Raw genomic sequence first — 23530 nt, 5'->3', positions numbered from 1 at the left:
GTTCCCCTCGTTGATTGGTTTTTGTACTATAGTGAACAAAAATTCAGGCGGTCAAGTATTTTATTCGAAATGGTACAAAAAAAGACGGAAGACGAGCAGACGGAGCCGAAGCGTGCCCGTGGGCGCCCGCGCGCATACGACGCCGAAGACGCGTTGAAGCGCGCGCGCGATACGTTCTGGCAAAGCGGCTACAGCGCGACGACACTCGACGATCTGAGCGCCGCGACGGGCATGAATCGGCCCAGCTTGTACGGCGCGTTCGGCGATAAACGCGCGCTGTATTTGGCAACGCTTCAGCGTTACATCGAGGTCAGCCGAGCGGGGATGGACCAGGCGTTGGCCGGCGACTTGCCGCTTGGCGAAGCGCTGCTGCACGTATATGACCTGGCTCTGGGGATGTACTACCGCGCGGGCAGTGCGGCAACGGGGTGTTTTCTGACCGGTACGGCAGTGGCCGAGGCGATCAACGACGAAGACGTTCGTTCGATCCTTGCGGATGGATTGCGCGTGTTCGATCGCTCGTTCGAAGCGCGTTTCATGCGCGCGCAGCACGGCGGCGAGTTGGATCCGAATGCCGATCCGGCCATGCTTGCGAAGGTCGCATCGGCGATCTTGCATTCGTTGGCCATACGCTCGCGCGCGGGAGACAAGCGTGCGGTCCTGCGCGCGACGGCCGAGGCAGGCGTGGCGATGATCTGCGGCGCGGGGCCGGGCGCGGGCAGCCGGGGAAAATGAACGGCCTTTGCATGTCAGCGGCCGCCACATAGGTAGCGCGTAACGCGAGGCCGTGGCGCGTCAGGCTATCTTTCCGCCGTCATTGAGCGACGTGTTGCTGCAGGCGCATGTCGGGCCGCCAGCCGAGTTCGCGCTTGGCCTTCTCGCTCGTGACTTCGGCGCCGTTTTCCGCAACGTTGAATACGCCGCCCGTCGAACGTTGAACCGCGAGCAGCGCGGCCCACGCCGCCGCCTCGACATGCAGCGGGCTCGCACCCTGCGGCGCATCGCGGCCGGTGCCGGGGCCGTACAAGTTGCCGTACCGAAGCACGGTGCCGATGCCGCCCGATTCATTGATGCTCAACACCCAGCGCTCGAGCGCCGCGACGCCCACGACCGTCACGGCGCGCGCGCCTTCGGTGCCGAGATCGAGCGGCTGCGATTCGGCATGGGGTGTGGCCCCGGGCGCATAGGCCCACGCGATGCTTTGAGCGACGATGCGCTCGCACCCGGCGGCGCGTGCGGCCGAAACCAGATTGGCCGTACCCTCGCCGCGAATGCGGGCGTTGCGCACGGTTGCATCGCTCATCCGCTTGGGATCGAGTCCCGGCGGCAAGTCGGTCAATTGATGAATGACGATCGAAGGTGCGATGCACTCGATCGCATTGGCCAGCGTTTCGCGGTCGAAGACATCGACGAGCACCGGGTGCGCGCCCGCTTCGCGCATGCCGTCCATGCGTTCGAGGTGACGCGTCGTACCGTACACCTCGTAGCCGGATTCGACGAGCAGCGGCGTCAGTACGGCGCCTACGGCACCCGCCGCGCCCGCCAAGAAAACCTTTTCTTTCATGGGTACGATCCTCCCGATTGACGTGCGTCATTTTGGCGGGGCGATGCACCAGCGAAAAGGTCCAAAAAACGAGAAAACGACTAGGCCATCGAATGGTCGAATGATCAAGCCGGTCGAGGAAAGGGGGCGGGCGACGCTAAGCGCGGCGGCGAGGCGATCGGCGATCGGGCGGATCGCCGAATACCTCGGAAGCAGGAATCAGACGTGCAATGCCGGCGCCGTCGTTGTCGCGCCGGGGCGGGCGAGCGGCGCCACCTGTTTGCGGCGTTCGCGCGTCGGCGCGGTGCCGAACGCGTCGCGATAGCTCTTGCTGAAGTGGCATGCCGATTGGAAACCGCATGCCATCGTGATGTGCATGATCGACATATCGGTCTGCAGCAGCAGTTCGCGCGCGCGGCGCAGCCGCAGCGTGAGGTAGTAATGCGTCGGCGTCATGCCGAGGTGCTCTCGGAACAGCCGCTGAAGCTGCCGTTGCGACATGTTCGCAAGCCGCGCGAGCTCCTCTCGCGACAGCGGCTCCTCGATGTTGTTCTCCATCAGTGCGATGACTTCGAACAGCGATTTGTTGGCCGAACCGAGACGCGCGACGAGCGGCATCCGTTGTTGAGCGCTCGTATCGCGCACGTGCTCGACGATGAACTGTTCGGCGATTTGCGTGACGCGGGGCGTGCCGATTCTCGGTGCGATGAGATGCAGCATCATGTCGAGCGGCGCGACGCCGCCCGTGCAAGTGATGCGGTCGCGATCGACGACGAACAGCTCCTTCAAGAAGCGCGTGCCGGGAAACTCTTCCTTGAGCGCCGACATGTTCTCCCAATGAATCGCGCAGGCATAACCGTCGAGCAAACCCGCGCGAGCGAGCGCATAGGTGCCCGTGCACAGACTGCCGAGCGCCGTGCCCATGCGTGCGAAACGGCGCAGCTCCGACAGATGCGTGTTCGTCGTCGAATGCTGCACGTCGACGCCGCCGCAAACGAAGACGACGTCGGGCTGCTGTTCGAGCGAAGCGATGGGAACCGTGTCGACGGACAAACCGTTGCTTGCCACGATGGGCCCGCCGTCGGGGCTCACCACGGTCCACCGGTACAGCGTCTGGCCGCTGAGATAGTTCGCCATCCGAAGCACTTCGACCGCGTTCGAAAACGCGATCATCGTGAAGTTCGGGAGGGTCATGAACGCGAAGTTCGACAGCGACGCAGTGCGGTCGGGGGACATGGGAGACTTTCCTTCGATTCCTATCTATTGCTGCCGCGGCTCGCTTGCTTCGGAGCGGCGGGGGCGCGTTTCATTGTGGCTTCCAGGGCAACAAGCATGCCATACGGCTTAACCCTAGGGCGAGCTGGCACGCGGCCCATTGCTGCACCACACGTATGCGCTGATGCCCAACGGTAAAGAGGGAAAGCATTTTTTTGATCTCTTTGTGGTGCAATGCAGCATGAGGATCGCCGGTGCGCTTCCGATGCGTCCGATGGTCGCGCGGCCGGTTCGGGCTCGCATCGGCGTCACTCATCCGACTTGTCCAAAACGGACGCGCGTGTCGGAAAAGGCCAAGAAAGCGTCTGAATTCGTAAATCGGCCAACAGGGCGAACGACAAGAATAGAGCCGTCAACCATGCACGCCGGCACGCCTCTCGATCCACCAGCACGCCGCGCCCTCACTACGGATACGCCATGTCGAATACAGAGCCGCTTTTCACGCAGACGCTTGCCGACCGCGACGCCCCCGTGCGCGCGGCCGTTCTTCGGGAACTCGAGCGGCAGCAGTCGCAAGTGGAATTGATCGCATCGGAGAACATCGTCTCGCGCGCCGTGCTCGAAGCGCAGGGCTCCGTGCTGACCAACAAGTACGCGGAAGGCTATCCGGGCAAGCGCTACTACGGCGGCTGCGAATTCGTCGACGAAGTCGAGGTGCTGGCGATCGAGCGCGTGAAGCGGCTGTTCGGCGCCCAGTATGCCAACGTGCAGCCGCATTCGGGCGCGCAGGCCAACGGTTCCGTGATGCTCGCGCTGGCCAAGCCCGGCGACACGATGCTCGGCATGTCGCTCGACGCCGGCGGCCACCTGACGCACGGTGCCAAGCCCGCGCTGTCGGGCAAGTGGTTCAACGCCGTGCAGTACGGCGTGAGCCGCGACACGATGCTCATCGACTACGATCGGATCGAGGCACTGGCACACGAACACAAGCCGAGCCTCATCATCGCCGGCTTTTCGGCGTACCCGCGCAAGCTCGACTTCGCGCGCTTCCGCGCGATCGCCGATGCGGTGGGTGCGAAGCTGATGGTCGACATGGCGCACATCGCGGGCATCATCGCGGCCGGCCGTCACGACAATCCGATCGAACACGCTCACGTGGTCACCTCCACGACGCATAAGACGCTGCGCGGCCCGCGCGGCGGCTTCGTGCTGACGAACGACGAAGATATCGCCAAGAAGATCAACTCGGCGGTGTTTCCCGGCCTGCAAGGCGGCCCGCTCATGCACGTGATCGCGGGCAAGGCGGTCGCGTTCGGCGAGGCGCTCGAAGACGGCTTCAAGCGCTACATCGACCGCGTGCTGGCCAATGCGCAGGCACTCGGCGCGGTATTGCGCGAAGGCGGTGTCGATCTCGTGACGGGCGGCACCGACAATCACCTGCTGCTCGTGGACTTGCGTCCGAAGGGCCTGAAGGGCACGCAGGTGGAGACGGCGCTCGAACGTGCCGGCATCACCTGCAACAAGAACGGCATTCCGTTCGATACCGAAAAGCCGACGGTCACGTCGGGCGTTCGTCTGGGTACGCCGGCCGGCACGACGCGCGGCTTCGGGGTCGAGCAGTTCGAGCAGATCGGACGCCTGATTCTCGAGGTATTCGATGCGCTGACGCGCCATCCCGAGGGCGATGCCCAGACCGAGCAGCGCGTGCGCCGCGAAATCTTCGCGCTGTGCGAGCAATTCCCGATTTATTGAAGAACGCAAAACGGAAGCGCATATCACCGCGCTCCAAGACGACTTTCATTCGACTAGCCCAAGCCCGGAGCATTCGATGTCCACGTTGCACGACAACAGCATCATCATCGACGGTCTGAACATCTCCAAGTTCGAGCGTTCGGTTTTCGAAGACATGCGCAAAGGCGGCATCACGGCCGCCAACTGCACGGTCTCGGTGTGGGAAAGCTTCACCAAGACCGTCGACAACATCGCGCTCATGAAGCAGCAGATTCGCGAGCACAGCGAAATCCTGACGCTCGTGCGCACGACGGCCGACATCGCCCGCGCCAAGAAGGAAGGCAAGACGGGCGTGATCCTCGGTTTCCAGAACGCCCACGCGTTCGAGGACAACCTGGGCTACATCGAAGCGTTCGCCGACATGGGCGTGCGCGTGGTGCAGCTTTGCTACAACACGCAGAACCTCGTCGGAACGGGGTGCTACGAGCGCGACGGCGGCCTGTCCGACTTCGGCCGCGAAGTGATCACCGAGATGAACCGCGTCGGGATCATGGTCGATCTCTCGCACGTCGGCGGCAATACGTCGTCGGAGGCGATCGCGTTCTCGAAGAAGCCCGTCTGCTACTCGCACTGCCTGCCCTCCGGCCTCAAGGAGCACCCGCGCAACAAGAGCGACGCGCAATTGAAGGAGATCGCCGATGCCGGCGGCTTCGTCGGCGTCACGATGTTCTCGCCGTTCTTGAAGCGCGGCCCGGACTCGACGATCGAGGACTACATCGAGGCCATCGACTACGTCGTCAATCTGATCGGCGAAGACACGGTGGGCATCGGCACCGACTTCACGCAAGGCTTCAGCGTCGACTTCTTCGATTGGCTCACGCACGACAAGGGGCGTTACCGCCGTCTCACGAACTTCGGCAAGGTCGTCAACCCCGAAGGCATCCGCACGATCGGCGAATTCCCGAACCTGACCGCCGCGATGGAGCGCGCAGGATGGAGCGAGACGCGCATCCGCAAGATCATGGGCGAGAACTGGGTACGCGTATTCGGCGAAGTGTGGGGCGCATGACGGGTCGTCATCGTCGTCATGGATTGCCGAACGATTGCCGCACGATTGCCAAACGATTAGTGAACGAATTAGCTAGGTAGGGACCTTCTCATGCAACCGCAAATTCCGATCAACGTCGACGCCGACACCGGCGTGTGGACGACCGATGCGCTGGCGATGCTCTACGTGCCGCGCCATTTCTTCACGAACAACCATGTCGCCGTCGAAGAGGCGCTCGGCCGCGAAGCGTACGCCGAGATTCTGTACAAGGCCGGCTACAAATCGGCCTATCACTGGTGCGACAAGGAAGCGAAGCAACACGGTTTGACCGGCATGGCCGTCTTCGAACACTACCTGAAGCGCTTGTCGCAGCGCGGATGGGGACTGTTCAAGATCGTCGAAGCCGACCCGGCGAGCGCCTACGCGCGCATCGAACTGCGCCATTCGTCGTTCGTCCTGGCTCAGCCCGAGAAGGAAGGCAAGCTCTGCTACATGTTCGCGGGCTGGTTCGCCGGCGCGATGGACTGGGTCAACGACACCGAAGCGAGCGGCAAGGGCGCGCCGCGTTCGCAGTCGAAGGAGACGCAGTGCGCGGGCGAAGGGCACGAGCACTGTGTGTTCGAAGTGTCGCCGATCGGGCATTGATCCGATCCACGCCACGGCAATGAAACAACCAAGCAACCAAGTAACTAAGCAATACGCAGCGAAGCAATAACGCAATTTAAGCACTACGGCTCGTCACAGAATACGCTCGAGGTCGATCGACATGCGCTACCCCCATCTGTTCAAACCGATGACGCTGAACAAGCTGACGCTGCGTAACCGCATCGTCAGCACGGCGCACGCGGAAGTCTATGCGGAGCCGGGCGGGTTGCCCGGCGATCGGTACATCCGCTATTACGAGGAAAAAGCGAAGGGCGGCGTCGGCCTGGCCGTATGCGGCGGTTCGAGCCCCGTGTCGATCGACAGCCCGCAAGGCTGGTGGAAGTCGGTGAACCTCGCAACGGACAAGATCGTCGATCCGTTGTTGCGCCTGGCCGAAGCGATGCATCGCCACGGCGCGAAGATCATGATTCAGGCCACGCACATGGGCCGACGCTCGGCGTTCCACGGCGAGCATTGGCCGCATCTGATGTCGCCGTCCGGCGTGCGCGAACCCGTGCACAGAGGTAATGCGAAGATCATCGAAGTCGAGGAGATCCGCCGCATCATCACCGATTTCGCGGCAGCCGCGAAGCGGGTGAAGGACGCCGGGATGGACGGCATCGAGATCTCCGCCGCCCACCAGCACTTGATCGATCAGTTCTGGAGCCCGCGGACGAATTTCCGGACCGACGAATGGGGCGGCAGCCTCGGCAACCGTCTGCGCTTCGGTGTCGAGGTGCTTCAGGCGGTGCGCGAGGCGGTGGGCCCCGACTTCGTCGTCGGGCTGCGCATGTGCGGCGACGAATTTCATGAAGACGGTCTCGATCACGAGCAATTGAAAGAGATCGCACAGGCGATGTCGGAGACGGGCCTGATCGATTATCTCGGGGTGATCGGCTCCGGCGCCGATACGCACAACACGCTCGCGAACTGCATGCCGCCGATGGCATTGCCGCCCGAGCCGTTCGTTCACTTGGCCGCCGGCATCAAGTCGGTCGTCAAGGTTCCCGTCATGCACGCGCAAAGCATCCGCGATGCAGGTCAAGCCGAACGCCTGCTGGCGTCGGGGATGATCGATCTCGTCGGCATGACGCGCGCGCAGATCGCCGATCCGCACATGGTCATCAAGATCCGCGACGGGCGCGAAGACGAAATCAAGCAGTGCGTTGGCGCGAATTATTGTATCGACCGGCAGTACAACGGCCTCGACGTGCTATGCGTGCAGAATGCGGCGACGTCGCGCGAAGCGTCGATGCCGCATGTGATCGAAAAGTCGCGCGGCCCGAAGCGCAAGGTCGTGGTCGTCGGCGCGGGCCCCGCCGGGCTGGAAGCGGCGCGCGTGGCACGTTCGCGCGGCCACGACGTCGTGCTGTTCGAGAAGAACACGGAGGTGGGCGGCCAGATCGTCCTGGCTTCGAAGGCGCCGCAGCGCGAGCAGATGGCGGGCATCGTGCGCTGGTTCGACATGGAAACCAAGCGTCTCGGCGTCGATCGCCGCATGGGCGTCGAAGCCGACGCGAAGACGATCATGGCCGAGAAGCCCGACATCATCGTGTTGGCCACGGGCGGCCGCGCGTTCTCCGATCAAGTGGCGGGATGGGGCGTGGCCGATGGGCTCGCGGTCAGCTCGTGGGACATTCTCTCCGGCCGCGTCGAACCGAAGCAGAACGTGCTCGTCTACGACGGCGTCAGCACGCACGCCGGTGCCGGCGTAGCCGATTTCATCTCGAGCCGCGGCTCGAACGTGGAGATCGTGACGCCCGACGTCAAGGTGGCCGACGATTGCGGCGGCACGACGTTCCCGATCTTCTATCGCCGCCTATACGCACAGGGCGTGATTCATACGCCGAATTACTGGCTCGACCGCGTGTACGAGGAAGACGGCAAGACGATCGCCGTGTTGCGTAACGAGTACACGGAGGAGCAGGAAGAGCGGGCCGTCGATCAAGTCGTGATCGAGAACGGCAGTACGCCTAACGACTCGCTCTATTGGGCGCTCAAGCCGGAGTCGGTCAATCGCGGTCAAATCGACGTGCACAAGCTGTTTGCCGCCGAGCCGCAGCCGTCCCTGTCCGAAGAATTGGGCAACGGCCGCTTCCTCCTGTTCCGTGTCGGCGATTGCATTTCGATGCACAACATCCACGGGGCGATCTACGACTCGTTGCGGCTTTGCAAGGACTTCTAACCATGAGCCCGGCATTTCTCATCACGGTGCTGCTGTGGCTTTCGGTCGCCGGCCTGGCGTTTGCCGTCGCCAAACGCTCGTCCTATTGGCGCCTGGGGCGTGCGACCGCGCCCGGTACATTCGGCATCTGGAACCTGTTCTCGATTCCCAAGCGCTATTTCGTCGATCTTCACCATGTCGTCGCCCGTGATCCGTATATCGCCAAGACCCACGTGGCGACGGCGGGCGGTGCGATCGGCGCGCTCGCGCTCGTCTTCATCAACTACGGCCTCGGCATCTACTCGCCGTGGCTCGACAAGCTGATCTTCCTCGCGGCGCTCGCGATGCTGATCGGTGCCGTCTTCGTCTGGCGCCGCCGGCATGCGAAGGACGTGCCCGCGCGACTGTCGCGCGGCCCGTGGAATACGTTGCCTTGGCTGCTCGGCTCGTTCGCGTTAGGGCTGGCTTTGTTTACGCTGGTCCCCGCCGGCATGATGTCCCGCGCGTTCGCCGTGATCTGCGCCGTGCTGATCGGCATCGGCGCCTTCGCGATGACGATGGGAGCCGCCAAGGGCGGGCCGATGAAGCATGCCATCGCGGGACTGCTGCATCTGGCGTTCCATCCGCGGCAAGAGCGCTTCGCCGCCACGCGAGATTCGTATACCGGAAACGGCACCGCGACGCCTCCCACGGCGTTGAAGATGCCCGACATCGACCATCGCGACTACGGCGTGGCGAAGCCGGTCGAGTTTCGCTGGAACCAGTTGCTGAGCTTCGACGCCTGCGTGCAGTGCGGCAAGTGCGAAGCGGCATGTCCGGCGTTCGCATCGGGCCAGCCGCTCAATCCGAAGAAGCTGATCCAGGATCTCGTGGTCGGCATGGCGGGCGGGACGGATGCCGCCTACGCCGGTAGCCCGACGCCCGGCATTGCGGTCGGCCGCCACGCTGGGCAGCCGAACGGCCCCATCGTCTCGGGCTTGATCGAAGCGGACACGATCTGGTCGTGCACGACGTGCCGGGCCTGCGTCCAAGAATGCCCGATGCTGATCGAGCACGTCGATGCGATCGTCGACATGCGGCGGAATCGGACGCTGACCGAAGGCGACATTCCCGGCAAGGCTCCGGAAGTGCTGGCCAACCTCAGAGAAACCGGAAGTGCCGGCGGCTACGACATCGCCGCGCGCTACGACTGGGCCGTCGATCTGAACGCTCGCGTCGCGCAGCCCGGCGTTCCCGTCGACGTGCTGCTCGTTGCCGGAGAAGGTGCGTTCGATATGCGCTATCAACGCACGCTGCGCTCGCTCGTCAAGGTGTTGAACAAAGCCGGCGTCGACTTCGCCGTGCTGGGCGGGACGGAAGCGGACACGGGCGACGTCGCGCGCCGCCTCGGCGATGAAGCGACGTTCCAGCGGATGGCCAAGCGCATGATCGGAACGCTCGGCGCATTGAGCTTCAAGCGGATCGTGACGGCGGACCCGCACGTCATGCATAGCCTGCGCAACGAGTATCGTGCGTTCGGCGTGCGCTACGAGGTTCAGCACCATACCAGCCTCATCGCGGAGCTCGTGGAGTCGGGCCGGATTTCTCCCAAAGCTTCGTCCGCACTGACCGACAAACGCATCACCTATCACGATCCGTGCTATCTCGGCCGCTACAACGGCGAAACCGAGGCACCGCGGCGCGCGCTCAAGTCGATCGGCATCAAGGTCGTCGAGATGGAGCGCAACGGCATGCGCGGACGCTGCTGCGGCGGCGGTGGCGGTGCGCCGTTGACGGACATCCCGGGGAAGGCGCGTATTCCCGACATCCGCATGGGCGACGCGAGGGCGATCGGCGCCGACGTGGTTGCCGTCGGCTGCCCGAACTGCACGGCAATGCTCGAAGGCGTGGTGGGGCCGCGGCCGGAAGTGCTCGATGTTGCCGAACTCGTTGCCGCCGCGCTGGAGTGACAAGCCATGAATACGATCAAACGAATCGATCCACGCCGGCCTTTCGTCATCGCAGTGTCCGGGCTCAGACGCATTACGCTCGGCGAACTGCAAGTTGCGGGGGCAACGAATACGACGACCTTCGCCGCCGCGCGTGGAGCCCATGCCGAGGCGCCGAAGCCGCGCCGTATCTATGAAGCGGGTGGCCGCACGTTGCTCGTCGCGGCCCATACCGATCGCGGCGCGCTCGACGAACATGCGCGCCAGGCGCTTGCGGCGGCTGCCATCGTCGCGGATGCGAAGACCGAAGTCATCCTGCTCGTATTCGGCGAGTTGACCGACGATGCCGCGGTGCTCGGCGCCGACAAGGTCGTCGAACTGCCGGCGCTTGCGCGGCCCGCGTTCGCCCCCGATAAGGCGCTTGAAGCGTTGCGCGAATGCGTGGCCGCGTTCTCGCCCGAGCATGTCTTGATGCCCGACAACGCGACGGGCGACGGCGATCTGGGCCGCCGCTACGCCGCGCGGGCGAAGGCGAGCATTGCAACGCACGTCGTCGAGATCGATGCCGCGCATGTGGGCTGCTATGCGGGAGCAGGTCAATCGTTCGCCACGCGAACCTGGCCGGACGTGATCTTGCTCGACCTCGATGCCGTTTCCGCGAAGCTGCCGTTCGTGGGCGCCGGCGAGCGCATCGCGCCGCCGGCCGGCGGCGAGGCGACGAAGGCCGGCGGTTCGGGCCTATACGCAGACCGCGGCACGACTCAACTCGATGCTGCGCAAGTCGCGCTCGAAGAGGCCGACTTCATCATCTCCGCCGGCAACGGCGTGACCGACATCGCGGCCTTCGAGGCATTGGCCCGTACGTTGGGTGCCGCGATCGGAGCCAGCCGCGTGGCGGTCGACAACGGTCATTTCACGCGCGACAAGCAGGTGGGGGCGACGGGCAAAACCGTCAATGCCAGCGTTTATATCGCGTTCGGGATCTCGGGTGCCGTCCAGCATTTGCAGGGCATCAAGGACTGCCGGCATGTGATCGCGGTGAACCTGGATGCGAGTGCGCCGATCGTCAAGCGCGCGAATCTGACGCTCATCGCCGATGCGAAGGGGACGATTGTTGCGTTGACCGATGCGGTCGGCGATGCAAAGCAGGGCCGTCCGGCCCCGGTCGCGGCGGCAGCCGGCACCAACGTTCATGAGGGCTTGGCGGCATGAAAGCACTAGCAAAGCTGGATCGAATCGCCGTACTCGTTTCGGTCGGACACCATCGCGTCAGCGGCGTGTCTTGCTACAGCCGCAACGACGCGGCGGCGCTCGAAATCGCGCGCTCGCTCGCGAAGCAGCACGGTGCGCAACTCGAAGTCGTGCATGCGGGCGACGCATCGAACCCCGCGCTGACCGATTACTTGGCGCTCGGCGCACCGCGCATCGACGTGCTCGCGTGCGGCGACAGCGACGACGCGGCCGCGCTGCTGGCCGAGCGTTTGCGCGGCGTGCCGCTCGTGCTGACCGGCACGCGTGCGGAAGGGGCGTACGACACGGGCATGCTGCCGTATCGGCTGGCCGATGCGCTCGGGTATGCCCTGATCGATTCGGCACTCGATTTGTCCATGGACGATGACCGACTTGTCGTGACGCAATTTTTGCCGAAAGGGTTCCGCCGCAGCGTCGATGCCGCACTGCCCGCCGTCGTGGCCGTTCACCCCCAAGCCGCCGTTACGCCGCGCTACGCCTATGCACGCGCGGTGGCCGGCACCATCGAGCCGCAGCGTACGGCCCCGGCCCGCGATGCCAATGCCGGCGCGTGGCAAATCGGGCCTGTTCAGCGAAAGCCGATCAAACTCGTTGCCGCCGAAAAGCGCTCCGGGCATGCCCGCATGATGACGGCAACCACCACGGAGAGCCGTGGCGGAAACGTCGTAATTGAGGGGAGTTCGGTCGAAAAAGCACAAGCGATCCTGGGGTATTTGCGCGAGCATCGACTCATCGATTACTGAATTCGCAACGGTTTTTCTCCGCCGGCATAGGCGGGAAGGCCGCTCTTGCGAGAAGCACTCGAACAGCACCTAACGGACGCCCGGCACGTTAAGCACGTCAAAGACGTCCAGCACGTAAAAGTAAAGCATCCGGAGCAGACATGACCGTATCCGTAGACATTCGCGCACTCATCGAACGGCGCAAACAAGGCTACAGCCTCGAAGCACCGTTTTACCGCAGCGAAGAAATCTTCGCGCTCGACATGGAAGCGATTTTCCGCAAGCACTGGATTCACGTCGCCATCGAGCCGGATATTCCCGAGCCCGGCGATTACGTGACCGTCGAGTTGGCCGGCGAGTCGGTGTTGATCGTGCGCGACGACGACATGTCGGTCCGCGCGTTCCACAACGTGTGCCGCCATCGCGGCGCGCGCCTTTGCAATGAGGACAAAGGGACCGTCGGCAATATCGTCTGCCCCTATCACAGCTGGACCTACAACCTCAGCGGCGCGCTGATGTTCGCCGAGCATATGGGCGAGAAGTTCGACCGCTGCAAGCACAGCTTGAAGTCGGTGCACGTCGAAAGCTTGGGCGGCCTGATTTTCGTTTGCCTGGCCGAGGAACCGCCCGCCGATTTCGCGGTGATGCGCGCGGCGATGGAGCCGTACCTGCTGCCGCACGATCTCGTGAACTGCAAGATCGCGGCCCAGGTGGACATCATCGAAGAGGGCAACTGGAAGCTGACGATGGAAAACAATCGCGAGTGCTATCACTGCGTCGCGAACCATCCGGAGTTGACGATTTCGCTCTACGAGTACGGCTTCGGCTATCAGCCGTCGCCGGCCAACGCCGAGGGCATGGCCGCGTTCGAGCGCACCTGCGTCGAGCGCGCCGCGCAATGGGAGGCGATGAGCTTGCCGTCCGTCGAAGTCGAGCGGCTGAGCGATGTCACCGGCTTCCGCACGCAGCGCTTGCCGCTCGACCGGGAAGGCGAATCGCAAACGCTCGACGCGAAGGTCGCTTCGAAAAAGCTGCTCGGCGAATTCCGGCAGGCGGACCTGGGCGGCCTGTCGTTCTGGACGCAACCGAATTCGTGGCATCACTTCATGAGCGATCACATCGTGACGTTCTCGGTGATTCCGCTCTCGGCCGGCAAGACGCTCGTGCGCACGAAGTGGCTGGTGCACAAGGATGCCGTGGAAGGCGTCGATTACGACGTCGAGAATCTGACGGCCGTCTGGAACGCGACCAACGCGCAGGACCGCACGCTCGTCGAATACTCGCAGCGCGGCGCGGGCAGCAGCGCCTACGAACCGGGCCCGTATTCGCCGTTCACGGAAGGGCTCGTGGAAAAATTCTGCGATTGGTACATCCGGCGCCTGGGCGCGCACGTCGGCGCGTAGCCGATAGACGAGGCAATGAAATGATGCGAGACGCGCAAACATTCGAGCCGCAAGAGGCACGCCTTACGCGCCCCGCGTTCTGGCGCGCGCTCGGCGCAACGTGGACGAGCGACGAAGAGGAAACGCTCGTCTGCTGCCAGGTTCGGCAAGAAACGCACGATGTGAAGAGCTTTTTCTTCATGTCGCGCGAAGGGCGGACGTTCTCGTTCGAACCGGGGCAGTTCATCACGCTCGAACTCGAGATCGACGGCGAGACGATCAATCGCTGCTACACGATTTCGTCGGCGCCGACACGGCCTCACACGATTTCGATCACGGTCAAGCGCGTGCCTGACGGCAAGGTATCGAACTGGCTGCACGACAACCTGCGCGCCGGCGATACGGTGCGCGTGCTGGGGCCGGCCGGCGAATTTACCTGTGCGCGGCATGCGGCCGGCAAATACCTGTTCTTGTCGGCGGGCTCCGGCATTACGCCGCTGATGTCGATGAGCCGCTCGCATCACGAGCTGGGTGAGGATCGCGATATCGTCTTCGTGCATAGCGCCCGCACGCCCGACGATATCATCTTCGCCCGCGAACTCGACCTCATCGCCGCGAATCAGCAGCGCTTCCGGACGTCGTTCGTCTGCGAGCGCATGGGGCAGCGCACGAATTGGCCGGGGATCACCGGTTTTTTGACACTGCCTTTGCTGCGGCTGATCGCACCGGATTTCATGGAGCGCGAGATCTTCACTTGCGGCCCGGCACCCTATATGAAAGCCGTGCGCGATCTGCTCGATGAAGCCGGCTTCGACCGAACGCAGTATCACGAGGAAAGCTTTTCGTTCGACTCGCTGTCTCCCGCCGAGCAGGCCGCGGCGACGGAAGGCGAGCACGCGCCGGCCGAAGCGGCAGAAGCGGCAGAAGCGGCCGAGGCCGACGGCGCAACGAAGTTCTCCGTCTCGTTCACGAAAATGCGCCGCGACATCGAATGTGGCGCGCACGAGCACGTGCTCGATGCGGCCAAGCGCGCAGGTGTGCGCCTGCCGGCGTCGTGCACACAGGGCATGTGCGGCACCTGCAAGGTCAAGCTGGTCTCGGGACAGGTGGATATGCGCCATAACGGCGGTATCCGTCAGCGCGAGATCGACCAAGGCATGGTGCTGCTTTGCTGCAGCAAGCCGCTTAGCGATCTGGTCGTGGAGAAATAGGCAAGACTCAGACGAATAGCGGCAAACGGTCGTCGTTGGCGGACAAACCGATGTCGGAAAACGCACTCACCGACGATTTTTGACTACTCAATCTAAAGCTTGATTCACCGCTTCGCGGATGGACGACCAGGAGACATGACCATGAAGCTTTTCAAACAGTTGATGCTGACGGCCGCGATTGGTGCGGCGCTCGCGACCGCGTTGCCCGCGTTCGCGGACGGCAAGCCGACGATCAAGATCGGCTACGTCGAAGGCTGGGACGACAGCGTCGCGACCTCGAACGTCGCGGCACAAGTGATCGAAACGAAGCTCGGCTACCCCGTCAAGCTCGTGCCCGTGGCGGCTGGCGTGATGTGGGGCGGCGTGGCGCGCGGCGATCTCGACGCCACGCTGTCGGCTTGGCTGCCTGCCACGCACGCCTCGTACTGGGCGCAGTACAAGTCGAAGGTCGAGGATCTCGGCATCAATTTCAACGATGCGAAGATCGGGCTCGTGGTGCCGGACACCGTCAAGGTGACGTCGATCGCGGATCTCGAAGCACAAAAGGACGCCTTCGGCGGGCGGATCGTGGGCATCGATGCGGGCGCCGGCGTGATGAAGAAAGCCGACGATGCGATCAAGGCCTACAACCTCAGCTATCAATTGATGCCGAGTTCGGGCAGCGCGATGACGGCCGAACTGGCGCGCGACATCCACGCGAACAAGCCCATCGTCGTGACGGGCTGGGCGCCTCATTGGATGTTCGCGAAGTGGAAGCTCAAATTCCTCGAGGATCCGAAGAAAGTCTTCGGCGGTGCGGAACACGTGGACAACGTGATCAACCCCGAACTCGAGAAGAAGGCGCCGCAGGTGGTCGAATTCTTGAAGAAGTTCCAGTGGAAGCCGGGCGAGATCGACGGCGTCATGCTGGCGGCGGAGAACGGCACGAAGCCTGACGATGCGGCGAAGTCGTGGGTGTCGGCGCACCCCGATCGCGTGACGGACTGGCTTTCCGACGTGAAGTAGGACTCAGGAAAGCAAGCAGAGCAGAACAGAACAGAGCAAAGACAGAGTGTCCCATCCGGGGCGCACGGCCGAGAAGGCCGCTGCGCCCCGCTTTTTTTGAGGGGAAGAGCGCCGGGCCGATCTCCGACGCCTTTCCTTACGCTTATTGCAAAACGACGGTCCGCTCGCCGTTGATGAAGACGCGCCGCTCGATGAACGCTTTGACGGCGCGCGCGAGCGTAATGCATTCGACGTCGCGTCCGACGGCCAGCAGGCGTTCCGGGCTATGCGAATGATCGACGCGCTCGACGGTCTGCTCGATGATGGGGCCTTCGTCGAGATCGTCGGTGACGAAGTGCGCGGTCGCGCCGATGAGCTTCACGCCGCGCGTGTGCGCTTGGTGATAGGGCTTCGCGCCCTTGAAGCCGGGCAGGAACGAGTGATGGATATTGATCGCTCGGCCGGCGAGCTTGCGGCTCGTTTCCTCTGACAAAATCTGCATGTAACGCGCAAGCACCATCAATTCCGCGCCGGTCGTCTCGAACAGATCGAGCAGCCGGGCTTCCTGGCGGGCCTTCGTGTCGGGCGTGACGGGCAGATAGTGGAACGGCAAGCCGTGCTGCACGGCCATCGGTTCCAACGTCGTGTGGTTGGAGGCGATGCCGACGATGTCCATCTTCATCTCGCCCATGCGCCAGCGGAACAGCAAATCGGCCAAGCAATGCTCGAGTTTCGACACCATGAGCAGCACTTTGGGCCGCACGTCGGCATCGTGGATGGCCCACTGCATGTCGAAGCCGGCGGCGATCGGCGTGAACTCCGCTTTGAGGCGGTCGACGTCGAGCGCCGCGTCGTGCGCCCGCGCTCCGTGGAAGACGCAGCGCATGAAGAAGCGCTCGCTGAGGTCGTCGTCGAACACGGTGAGTTCGTCGATGTATCCGCCATGCTTGTCGAGCAGCGCGACGACGGCGGCGACTTGGCCGGCGGCGCTCGGACAGGCGAGCGTGAGCACGAATTGGTGAGAACGATCGGGAGTCGACATAGAAATAGCCCTGGTCTCCAAGAAAATGCGCGAGGTCTACGCCGAGTGCCTGAGCACTCGGGACCCACTGCGCGGCATGCTCAAGTAGACCAAACCGAATTTTTTGCCGATAGAACCGAATCGCCGTGCCGATGGTATCCGTGCGTCAGGCGGCGCTCGCCGGCAGCCGGAACCGCGCCACGGCGTCGTCCAGGCGGCGGCTCTGGTCTTCGAGGGAGGCCGCCGCGGCCGCGGCCTCTTCGGCCAGCGCGGCGTTGCGCTGCATCGCTTGCTCCATGTGCGAGACCGACGCATTGACCTGTTCGATCCCGATCGATTGCTGCTCCGACGCGAGGCTGATCTCGGCGATGATCGTGCGCACGCGTTCGACCGCATGTGCCAGTTCGCTCATCGTCGCGCCGGCCTCGCCCACCAGCGTGCTGCCGCCGTCGACGCGCTGCGTCGAATCGCCGATCAGCGTCTTTATTTCCTTGGCGGCCGACGCCGAGCGCTGTGCGAGATTGCGCACCTCGGCCGCCACGACGGCGAAGCCGCGGCCGTTTTCGCCGGCCCGCGCCGCTTCCACCGCCGCGTTGAGGGCGAGGATATTGGTTTGGAACGCGATGCCTTCGATGACGCCGACGATGCCGGCAATCTGCGTCGAGCTCGTCGAAATCGCGTTCATCGTGGCGACGACGCGGGCCATGGCGTCGCCGCCCTTGGCTGCGATGTCGTTGGCGCTCGCCGCGTAGCTGTGCGCGTTGCGCGCATTGTCGGCGGTTTGACGCACGGTGGCCGTCAATTGCTCGATGCTGGCGGCGGCCTCCTGCAGGGAGGCGGCTTGCTGCTCCGTGTGATCCGATAGCTCCATGTTTCCATGCGCAATCGTGCGGGCGTCGCCGACGATCGATTCGGTACTCGCTCGCACTTGGCTGACCGTCTGCGCGAGTCCCGCCTGCATCTGGTTCAGGCCCGTCATCAGATGGCCCATTTCCTTCGCGCGCGCGACCGACACGCTATGGGTCAAATCGCCGTGCGCGATGCGGTCGAAGTGATCGACGGCCGAGTTGACCGGCGTGACGATGGCACGGGCCAGCGTTCGCTGCGTCAAGAAGCCGACCACGAGTGCGAAAACGGCAGCGCCGCCGAGTACCCAGAGTGCGTTGTGAAACCGCGCGTCCGCCGCCTCGAAGCGCGCCTTCTCGCGGTCCACCTGCAGGTTTTCCAAGGCGGTGATCGCGTCCTGATAGGCAGCGAATAGCGCCGGCGGCGCCTCGCGCTGCGTCGAAAGGAAGTCGACCTCATCGTCCTGGTCCAACTGCGACAGCGCTTTTTGCACCGTTTGCGTCATGAGTGCCTGACGGCGCGTGAGCAACGTGTCGAGCAGTTTTTTCTCGACCGCGTCGGGCGTATGCAGTTGCCGGTAGGCGGCCAACTCGTCGTTGCTCTGCGCAAGCAATTGATGCAGGCGCGCGATTTCGGCTTTCGCGGGCTGCCCCGCGCTGATCAACTGCTCGACTTCGCTCAATCCGCCGCGCAGCACGAGCAGCCGCTCCGAGCTCGTTTTCAGGTGGAGCAGCGCGGCGGTGTCGTCGCGATACATGGCGGCGAGCGCGGCATTGCCGGCCGAGAGCATGGCGATCGCGCCGGCGATGACAAGGATCAGCAGCGCCGTGTAGCCGGCGATGGTGGCGGCCAGGCCGCCTCGAATCGAGAGCGATGTTTGCATGGCGATATTCACGTGCTATGCGCCCGTTCGGCGGGCGGGCGCCGATGCGCGTCGGAGGACGGCAAGCGACGGTCGGGCAGGCGCCGAATTTTCGGCGCTTACCGCGTGAATATCGGCAGGCGTGATGCGCTGCTATTGCCAGAAGGCGACGGAGGGCTGACGAATTGCGACAACGGCGACAGCGAAGACTGCCGTGACCGGCGGGAGTCGTGCAAAATGCACACGGCTACTTCTGATCATGAAAGCCGATGGCGGGCAACTACGAAAAATCGTAGCGGTATCGTCCCGCCTAAATAGAATGACTCATTACTCATCCGCCGCATGACGAAACGCATCGACCGAAATCATTGCGGCCGCGTTCGCGGGGGCCGGGCGTTCCGCCGGACGAAATACGGCATCGCCGCGGCGAATGGCCCGGCGCGAAACGATGCAGGTGCCCGACGAATTGGCCGAGCGCCGCCGCCAGCGCTGTTCCCCATAATGGCAGCGGCCGGGCTCGACCCAGCGGATGATCAGCGTGGTGTCGGATTGTTCGAGAATTTCGATTTGGACGCGGCTTACGTCTACGGCGTGAGACTTTTTCGTCCTCATAGCAGCTCCTGGACTCAAGCTTTGTAAATGTATTCGGGTCGAGCCAGGATCGCTATCGTTATATCCGTAGAAACACCATTCTCCAAATTGCAATAATCGAAGTTGGCTTACGCCAATTGGCACAAATCTGCACACATTTATGCACCGCGCTGTGTTAATGCGTCGCTTAATACGCTGGGTTGCTAGGTTCGTTTAGTAGCGGGAGGGGGCAGGAGCTGGCGGGAGGCCGGCCCGCGGGTTCAAAACCGGTTGGCGCGATAGGGCCGCGGATCGGTGAAGGGCGTCGCGCCGGTCATCATTTCGGCCAGCAGACGGCCCGTGACCGGGCCCAGCGTCAGGCCGTGGTGCGCGTGCCCGAAGGCGAACCAGAGCCCGCGGTGCCGAGGCGCCGGCCCGATGACGGGGCGCATGTCCGGGGTGCAGGGACGCAGCCCGAGCCAAGGCTCGGCATCCAGGCGTTGCCCGAGCCCGAAGGCCGGGCGTGCATAGGCTTCGGCGCGCCAAAGCTGGATGCCGGTGCGCGGCGCCTCGCGCGCGGCGAGTTCGACGCCCGTCGTCAAGCGCAGGCCGCGCTGCATCGGCGCGATGACATACCCTTGCTCGCGATCGAGGACCGGGCACTTGAGCGGCGTACCGCGCGTCGCCGCATAGTGCATGTGGTAGCCGCGTTTCGCGCGCAGCGGGATCCGATAGCCGAGCGGCGCGAACACGGTGTCCGACCAAGGCCCGAGCGCAACTACGAGTTCTCGGGCACTGAGCACGCCATCCCGGGTTTGCACGGTCCATCCGTCGCTGTCGCGGCGCGCCGTTGCGGCGTCGCCCACGAACGTGGCTCCGCCGCATGCCTCGAACAGCGCGGCATAGGCCTTCGTTAGCGCGCCCGGGTTCGTCACGTCCTTCGGGTCGCGCCAATGCAGGCCGCCGCAAAACGTATCCGACAGCGACGGTTCGCGTTCGCGCAGTGCCGCGCCGTCGAGCGTGTCGAGACGCAAGTCTTGCGCGCTCGCCAACGGTTTGGCGCGCTCGGCCGCAAGCGCGAATTCTCTCGGAGTCCTAAACGCTTCGATCCACCCGCCGTCATAGGCGAGCGAAGCGGCTGGCTCGCCGACGCGCGCCAGCAAGGCGTCGTGTTCGTCGACGCACGCGCGAATGAGCGGCAGCATGTCGCGCGCGGCCTGGGCGAGCCTCTCCGGCGACGATTCGTACCAGTAGCGCGCCAGCCATGGAATGAAACTCGGCAACGCCTTGTAGTCCCAATGGAGATCCGTCGATCGATTGCGCGCATACCGGAGCAGCACGCCGAGATCGCGCGGAAACGCGTACGGCACGACCGCCGACCGTTCGATGAGCCCGGCATTGCCGAAGCTCGTTCCTTCTCCCGGGGCGAGCCGATCGACGAGGGCGACACGCCGCGAACGGTCTTGCAGGTGAACGGCGCAAGACACGCCGACGATGCCGGCGCCTAGAACGATTACGTCGAAATCCATGGGAAGGGTCCGATTGAGTTGAGTCCGATGCCGGCGCAATCCAATTGCGATCCGCGCGCTAGCTTTCGTCCGGAATCGGAAGCTGCGACGAGAGCTTGACCTCCCGCAGCGTCAAACTCGACTGGATCCACGCGACGCCGGCTTGCCGCCGCAGCACGCGTTCGACGAATTCGCCGTAAGCGTCGAGATCGGTCGCGACCACCTGCAGGATGTAGTCGGCGTCGCCCGTCACCTTGTGACAGGACAGCACTTCGGTCCGGCTGCGGATCACGGCCTCGAAGTCGTCAGCCGTTTGATCCGAATGAATATTGATCCGCACCTGCACGAACGCAAACAGATCCAACCCGACGGCGCGCCGATCGATCGTCGCGTGATAGCCCGTGATCACACCTTCGTCCTCCAGGTGCTTGCGGCGCCGCCAGCAGGGCGTCACGCTCAGCGACAGCTTCTCTCCGAGCGCCGCATTCGACAGCGCGCCGTCGTCCTGAAGCAGACGCAGCATCGACCGATCCACCGTATCCATTTCGACCTTGGGGCGCTTTGTGCTCACGATTTTTGCTCAATTCGGTTGTTTCGTAGACAAACTATCCAATAGTCTAGGCTCAGCCGAAATCGAAAGCAAAATCTTTGCGGGCGTCCGTCCGTAGACTGTTCGTATTGTTCAACGCAACGCGACAGTCAACCATGCTCACCATCTACAGCAGCGATCATCGCTTTCACCACGGCGTCGAACTGAAGGACGGCGCGGTTTCGGAGTCGTTCGAAAAGCCGGCTCGTGCCGAGACCGTTCTGGCACGCGTGATGGCCACCGGACTTGGCGACGTCGTCAGCCCGAAGTCTTATGACCGGTCGAGCTACGTCGGCGCGCACAGCGAGCGGTACGTGCAATTCCTGGCCGGTGCTTGGAACGAGTGGGCCGCGACGGGGCGGACATGTCAGGCCTTGCCGCTCGTATGGCCCGTGCGCGGATTGCCGAGCACCGAGGTGCCGCAATTCATCGACGGCAAGCTCGGTTTCTATTCGATGGACGCGGGTTCGCCCATCAACGCCGGCACCTGGGACGCCGTTTGCTCGAGCGCCAACTCGGCGCTGACCGGGATCGACCGTTTGTCGGGCGGCGCGCGCTCGGCGTTTGCGTTGTGCCGCCCGCCGGGACATCACGCCGGCCGCGAATACATGGGCGGCTATTGCTATTTGAACAACGCGGCGATCGCCGCGCAGCGCTGCATCGAGCAGGGCGCGAAGCGCGTGGCCGTGCTCGATGTCGATTTTCACCACGGCAACGGCACGCAGGACATCTTCTACGACCGTTCCGACGTGCTGTTCATATCGATCCATGGCGATCCGGCCGTCTCGTTTCCGTACTTCTCCGGCCATGCCGACGAGCGCGGCGTGGGACCGGGCGAGGGATTCAATCTGAATCTACCTTTGCCGAAGGGGACGGCCATGAGCGAATTCGAGCGTGCGCTGCTTCAAGCGGGCGCGGCGCTCGCCCGGCATGCGCCCGATGCGCTGGTCGTTTCGCTCGGTGTGGATACGTTCGAAGGCGACCCGATCAGCCACTTTCGCTTGCGCACCGCGGACTACCTGCGGGTGGGGGAAATCGTCGAACGGTTCGGTGTGCCGACGCTCTTCGTGATGGAGGGCGGCTACATGGTCGACGAAATCGGCGTCAACGCAGTCAACGTGTTGCTGGGGTTCGAAGGCAGAGCTTGAAGCGGCACGACACGAAGTTTCCGCCCGATGGCGGATCAAAAATATAGGAGTGCTAAATATGACGAGATATATCGATGTGAACGACGTGTCGAAGTTGATCCAGGAGGTGGGCATCACGCGTGTCCTGACCTCGATGGCCAGCTACGTCGAGCAGGACTATCGCCGGTGGCACACGTTCGACAAGACGGCCCGCGTGGCGAGCCATTCGCCGGACGGTGTCATCGAACTGATGCCGACGTCCGACGCAAAACACTACTCGTTCAAGTACGTCAATGGACATCCGAAGAACACGAAGGCCGATTTGCTGACGGTGATGGCGTTCGGTGTGCTGGCCGATGTCGATACCGGCTACCCGCTGCTGCTCAGCGAAATGACGCTGACGACGGCGATTCGCACCGCGGCGACGTCCGTCCTCTTTGCGCGCTTTCTGGCGCGCAAAGATGCGCGATCGATGGCGTTGATCGGCAACGGCGCCCAAAGCGAATTTCAGGCGATTGCCTTTCATGAGGTGCTCGGGATCAAGGAGGTTCGTCTATTCGACGTCGATGAAGAGGCGACGGAGAAACTCATGCGCAATCTCGCGCCCTTCAGGCAGCTGCGCGTCGTCCGCTGCGACAGCACGGCCGACGCCGCGCGCGGCGCGGACATCGTAACGACCGTGACGGCGGACAAGACGAACGCCACGATTTTGACACCCGACATGATCGAAGCCGGCATGCATATCAATGCGGTCGGGGGCGACTGCCCGGGCAAGACCGAACTGCATGCGGATGTGCTGCGGCGATCGCGCGTGGTGGTCGAATACGAGCCGCAAACGCGTATCGAGGGCGAAATTCAGCAATTGCCCGTTGATTTTCCCGTCACCGAATTCCATCGGATCGTGTCGGGGGAAGAGAAGGGCAGAGAGTCGGCCGAGCAGGTGACGGTGTTCGACTCCGTCGGCTTCGCACTCGAGGATTTTTCCGCGCTTCGCTATCTGTATGCGGTCTCGCGCGAGCGAAACATCGGCACCGAACTCGATCTGATTCCCGCGCCGCACGATCCGAAAGATCTGTATGGCATGGCGATCGGAAGCCTTCATGGCGAACGCGCGGCGGCGGCGGTTGAGGCCGCACAGGCTCAGACGCCCGTCCTTATCCGGCATTGAGGAAAGCAGCACGCA

The 23530-nt window shown here is 63.7% G+C and carries 20 protein-coding genes; 13 read left to right on the top strand and 7 right to left on the bottom strand.

What is annotated here, in order from left to right:
• The first annotated feature begins 69 nt into the window (after positions 1 to 69).
• Positions 70 to 735, top strand: coding sequence for a TetR/AcrR family transcriptional regulator (locus tag DWV00_RS24115; RefSeq protein WP_115536140.1), 666 nt, complete (start codon positions 70 to 72; stop codon positions 733 to 735).
• A gap of 79 nt (positions 736 to 814) precedes the next feature.
• On the opposite strand, the gene DWV00_RS24110 is transcribed toward DWV00_RS24115, so the two are convergent.
• Entirely contained in the window at positions 815 to 1564 is a 750-nt protein-coding gene (locus DWV00_RS24110; protein WP_115536139.1) for an NAD-dependent epimerase/dehydratase family protein, read from the bottom strand.
• Positions 1565 to 1762: 198 nt separating this feature from the next.
• Positions 1763 to 2803: a GlxA family transcriptional regulator gene (locus DWV00_RS24105; protein WP_245965022.1), complete on the bottom strand. Its 1041-nt coding sequence runs from the start codon at positions 2801 to 2803 to the stop codon at positions 1763 to 1765.
• Between the two features lie 432 nt (positions 2804 to 3235).
• Here DWV00_RS24105 and DWV00_RS24095 point away from each other — a divergent pair, with 432 nt between their 5' ends.
• The 10 genes from DWV00_RS24095 to DWV00_RS24050 all read left to right on the top strand — a co-directional run bounded on the left by DWV00_RS24095 (position 3236) and on the right by DWV00_RS24050 (position 15845).
• Positions 3236 to 4510, top strand: coding sequence for a serine hydroxymethyltransferase (locus DWV00_RS24095; protein ID WP_115536136.1), 1275 nt, complete (start codon positions 3236 to 3238; stop codon positions 4508 to 4510).
• Between the two features lie 76 nt (positions 4511 to 4586).
• Positions 4587 to 5558 carry a dipeptidase gene (locus DWV00_RS24090; RefSeq protein WP_115536135.1) on the top strand — a complete coding sequence of 324 codons (972 nt, stop codon included), beginning with the start codon at positions 4587 to 4589 and terminating at the stop codon, positions 5556 to 5558.
• A gap of 90 nt (positions 5559 to 5648) precedes the next feature.
• Positions 5649 to 6182 carry a DUF5943 domain-containing protein gene (locus DWV00_RS24085; protein ID WP_115536134.1) on the top strand — a complete coding sequence of 178 codons (534 nt, stop codon included), beginning with the start codon at positions 5649 to 5651 and terminating at the stop codon, positions 6180 to 6182.
• A 121-nt stretch (positions 6183 to 6303) separates the two neighbouring features.
• Entirely contained in the window at positions 6304 to 8367 is a 2064-nt protein-coding gene (locus DWV00_RS24080; RefSeq protein ID WP_115536133.1) for an NADH:flavin oxidoreductase, read from the top strand.
• Between the two features lie 2 nt (positions 8368 to 8369).
• Positions 8370 to 10295 (top strand): (Fe-S)-binding protein, encoded by a 1926-nt coding sequence (locus tag DWV00_RS24075; protein WP_115536132.1) that lies wholly within the window; start codon positions 8370 to 8372, stop codon positions 10293 to 10295.
• Positions 10296 to 10301: 6 nt separating this feature from the next.
• Complete coding sequence (locus DWV00_RS24070) at positions 10302 to 11486, top strand: electron transfer flavoprotein subunit alpha/FixB family protein (RefSeq protein ID WP_115536131.1); 1185 nt, start codon at positions 10302 to 10304, stop codon at positions 11484 to 11486.
• A complete protein-coding gene (locus DWV00_RS24065; protein WP_115536130.1) occupies positions 11483 to 12268 on the top strand; it encodes an electron transfer flavoprotein subunit beta/FixA family protein in 786 nt (261 codons plus the stop codon). The genes DWV00_RS24070 and DWV00_RS24065 overlap by 4 nt, the downstream gene beginning before the upstream one ends.
• A gap of 140 nt (positions 12269 to 12408) precedes the next feature.
• Complete coding sequence (locus DWV00_RS24060) at positions 12409 to 13650, top strand: aromatic ring-hydroxylating oxygenase subunit alpha (RefSeq protein WP_115536129.1); 1242 nt, start codon at positions 12409 to 12411, stop codon at positions 13648 to 13650.
• A 20-nt stretch (positions 13651 to 13670) separates the two neighbouring features.
• A complete protein-coding gene (locus tag DWV00_RS24055) occupies positions 13671 to 14840 on the top strand; it encodes an FAD-binding oxidoreductase (RefSeq protein ID WP_115536128.1) in 1170 nt (389 codons plus the stop codon).
• A 141-nt stretch (positions 14841 to 14981) separates the two neighbouring features.
• Positions 14982 to 15845, top strand: a complete 864-nt coding sequence (locus DWV00_RS24050) for a glycine betaine ABC transporter substrate-binding protein (protein ID WP_115536288.1) — start codon at positions 14982 to 14984, stop codon at positions 15843 to 15845.
• A gap of 142 nt (positions 15846 to 15987) precedes the next feature.
• Here the strand turns inward: DWV00_RS24050 and purU are convergent, their stop codons facing one another.
• From purU to DWV00_RS24025, 5 genes are all read right to left on the bottom strand, one after another.
• Positions 15988 to 16866: a formyltetrahydrofolate deformylase gene (gene purU, locus DWV00_RS24045; RefSeq protein ID WP_115536127.1), complete on the bottom strand. Its 879-nt coding sequence runs from the start codon at positions 16864 to 16866 to the stop codon at positions 15988 to 15990.
• A gap of 145 nt (positions 16867 to 17011) precedes the next feature.
• Positions 17012 to 18574 (bottom strand): methyl-accepting chemotaxis protein, encoded by a 1563-nt coding sequence (locus tag DWV00_RS24040; RefSeq protein WP_115536126.1) that lies wholly within the window; start codon positions 18572 to 18574, stop codon positions 17012 to 17014.
• Positions 18575 to 18880: 306 nt separating this feature from the next.
• The gene (locus DWV00_RS24035) at positions 18881 to 19165 is read right to left on the bottom strand and encodes a DUF3331 domain-containing protein (RefSeq protein ID WP_115536125.1); all 285 of its coding nucleotides are present in this window, start codon (positions 19163 to 19165) and stop codon (positions 18881 to 18883) included.
• Positions 19166 to 19404: 239 nt separating this feature from the next.
• Positions 19405 to 20652, bottom strand: a complete 1248-nt coding sequence (locus tag DWV00_RS24030) for an NAD(P)/FAD-dependent oxidoreductase (RefSeq protein ID WP_115536124.1) — start codon at positions 20650 to 20652, stop codon at positions 19405 to 19407.
• A gap of 58 nt (positions 20653 to 20710) precedes the next feature.
• The gene (locus DWV00_RS24025; RefSeq protein ID WP_115536123.1) at positions 20711 to 21175 is read right to left on the bottom strand and encodes an Lrp/AsnC family transcriptional regulator; all 465 of its coding nucleotides are present in this window, start codon (positions 21173 to 21175) and stop codon (positions 20711 to 20713) included.
• A 161-nt stretch (positions 21176 to 21336) separates the two neighbouring features.
• Here DWV00_RS24025 and DWV00_RS24020 point away from each other — a divergent pair, with 161 nt between their 5' ends.
• Entirely contained in the window at positions 21337 to 22368 is a 1032-nt protein-coding gene (locus DWV00_RS24020; protein ID WP_115536122.1) for a histone deacetylase family protein, read from the top strand.
• A gap of 58 nt (positions 22369 to 22426) precedes the next feature.
• Positions 22427 to 23515, top strand: a complete 1089-nt coding sequence (locus DWV00_RS24015) for an ornithine cyclodeaminase (RefSeq protein WP_115536121.1) — start codon at positions 22427 to 22429, stop codon at positions 23513 to 23515.
• Positions 23516 to 23530: the final 15 nt, after the last annotated feature.

Source organism: Trinickia dinghuensis (assembly GCF_003367175.1).
Lineage (GTDB): Bacteria > Pseudomonadota > Gammaproteobacteria > Burkholderiales > Burkholderiaceae > Trinickia > Trinickia dinghuensis.
Note: the sequence above shows the minus strand (reverse complement) of the source record. Positions and strands in the feature narration are given on the sequence as shown.

Bases quoted from the DNA above. Each gene is read 5' to 3' on its own strand.
- DWV00_RS24115 (WP_115536140.1), top strand. From the start codon at position 70: ATGGTACAAAAAAAGACGGAAGACGAGCAGACGGAGCCGAAGCGTGCC.
- DWV00_RS24110 (WP_115536139.1), bottom strand. From the start codon at position 1,564: ATGAAAGAAAAGGTTTTCTTGGCGGGCGCGGCGGGTGCCGTAGGCGCC.
- DWV00_RS24095 (WP_115536136.1), top strand. From the start codon at position 3,236: ATGTCGAATACAGAGCCGCTTTTCACGCAGACGCTTGCCGACCGCGAC.
- DWV00_RS24090 (WP_115536135.1), top strand. From the start codon at position 4,587: ATGTCCACGTTGCACGACAACAGCATCATCATCGACGGTCTGAACATC.
- DWV00_RS24085 (WP_115536134.1), top strand. From the start codon at position 5,649: ATGCAACCGCAAATTCCGATCAACGTCGACGCCGACACCGGCGTGTGG.
- DWV00_RS24080 (WP_115536133.1), top strand. From the start codon at position 6,304: ATGCGCTACCCCCATCTGTTCAAACCGATGACGCTGAACAAGCTGACG.
- DWV00_RS24075 (WP_115536132.1), top strand. From the start codon at position 8,370: ATGAGCCCGGCATTTCTCATCACGGTGCTGCTGTGGCTTTCGGTCGCC.
- DWV00_RS24070 (WP_115536131.1), top strand. From the start codon at position 10,302: ATGAATACGATCAAACGAATCGATCCACGCCGGCCTTTCGTCATCGCA.
- DWV00_RS24065 (WP_115536130.1), top strand. From the start codon at position 11,483: ATGAAAGCACTAGCAAAGCTGGATCGAATCGCCGTACTCGTTTCGGTC.
- DWV00_RS24060 (WP_115536129.1), top strand. From the start codon at position 12,409: ATGACCGTATCCGTAGACATTCGCGCACTCATCGAACGGCGCAAACAA.
- DWV00_RS24055 (WP_115536128.1), top strand. From the start codon at position 13,671: ATGATGCGAGACGCGCAAACATTCGAGCCGCAAGAGGCACGCCTTACG.
- DWV00_RS24050 (WP_115536288.1), top strand. From the start codon at position 14,982: ATGAAGCTTTTCAAACAGTTGATGCTGACGGCCGCGATTGGTGCGGCG.
- purU (WP_115536127.1), bottom strand. From the start codon at position 16,866: ATGTCGACTCCCGATCGTTCTCACCAATTCGTGCTCACGCTCGCCTGT.
- DWV00_RS24040 (WP_115536126.1), bottom strand. From the start codon at position 18,574: ATGCAAACATCGCTCTCGATTCGAGGCGGCCTGGCCGCCACCATCGCC.
- DWV00_RS24035 (WP_115536125.1), bottom strand. From the start codon at position 19,165: ATGAGGACGAAAAAGTCTCACGCCGTAGACGTAAGCCGCGTCCAAATC.
- DWV00_RS24030 (WP_115536124.1), bottom strand. From the start codon at position 20,652: ATGGATTTCGACGTAATCGTTCTAGGCGCCGGCATCGTCGGCGTGTCT.
- DWV00_RS24025 (WP_115536123.1), bottom strand. From the start codon at position 21,175: ATGGATACGGTGGATCGGTCGATGCTGCGTCTGCTTCAGGACGACGGC.
- DWV00_RS24020 (WP_115536122.1), top strand. From the start codon at position 21,337: ATGCTCACCATCTACAGCAGCGATCATCGCTTTCACCACGGCGTCGAA.
- DWV00_RS24015 (WP_115536121.1), top strand. From the start codon at position 22,427: ATGACGAGATATATCGATGTGAACGACGTGTCGAAGTTGATCCAGGAG.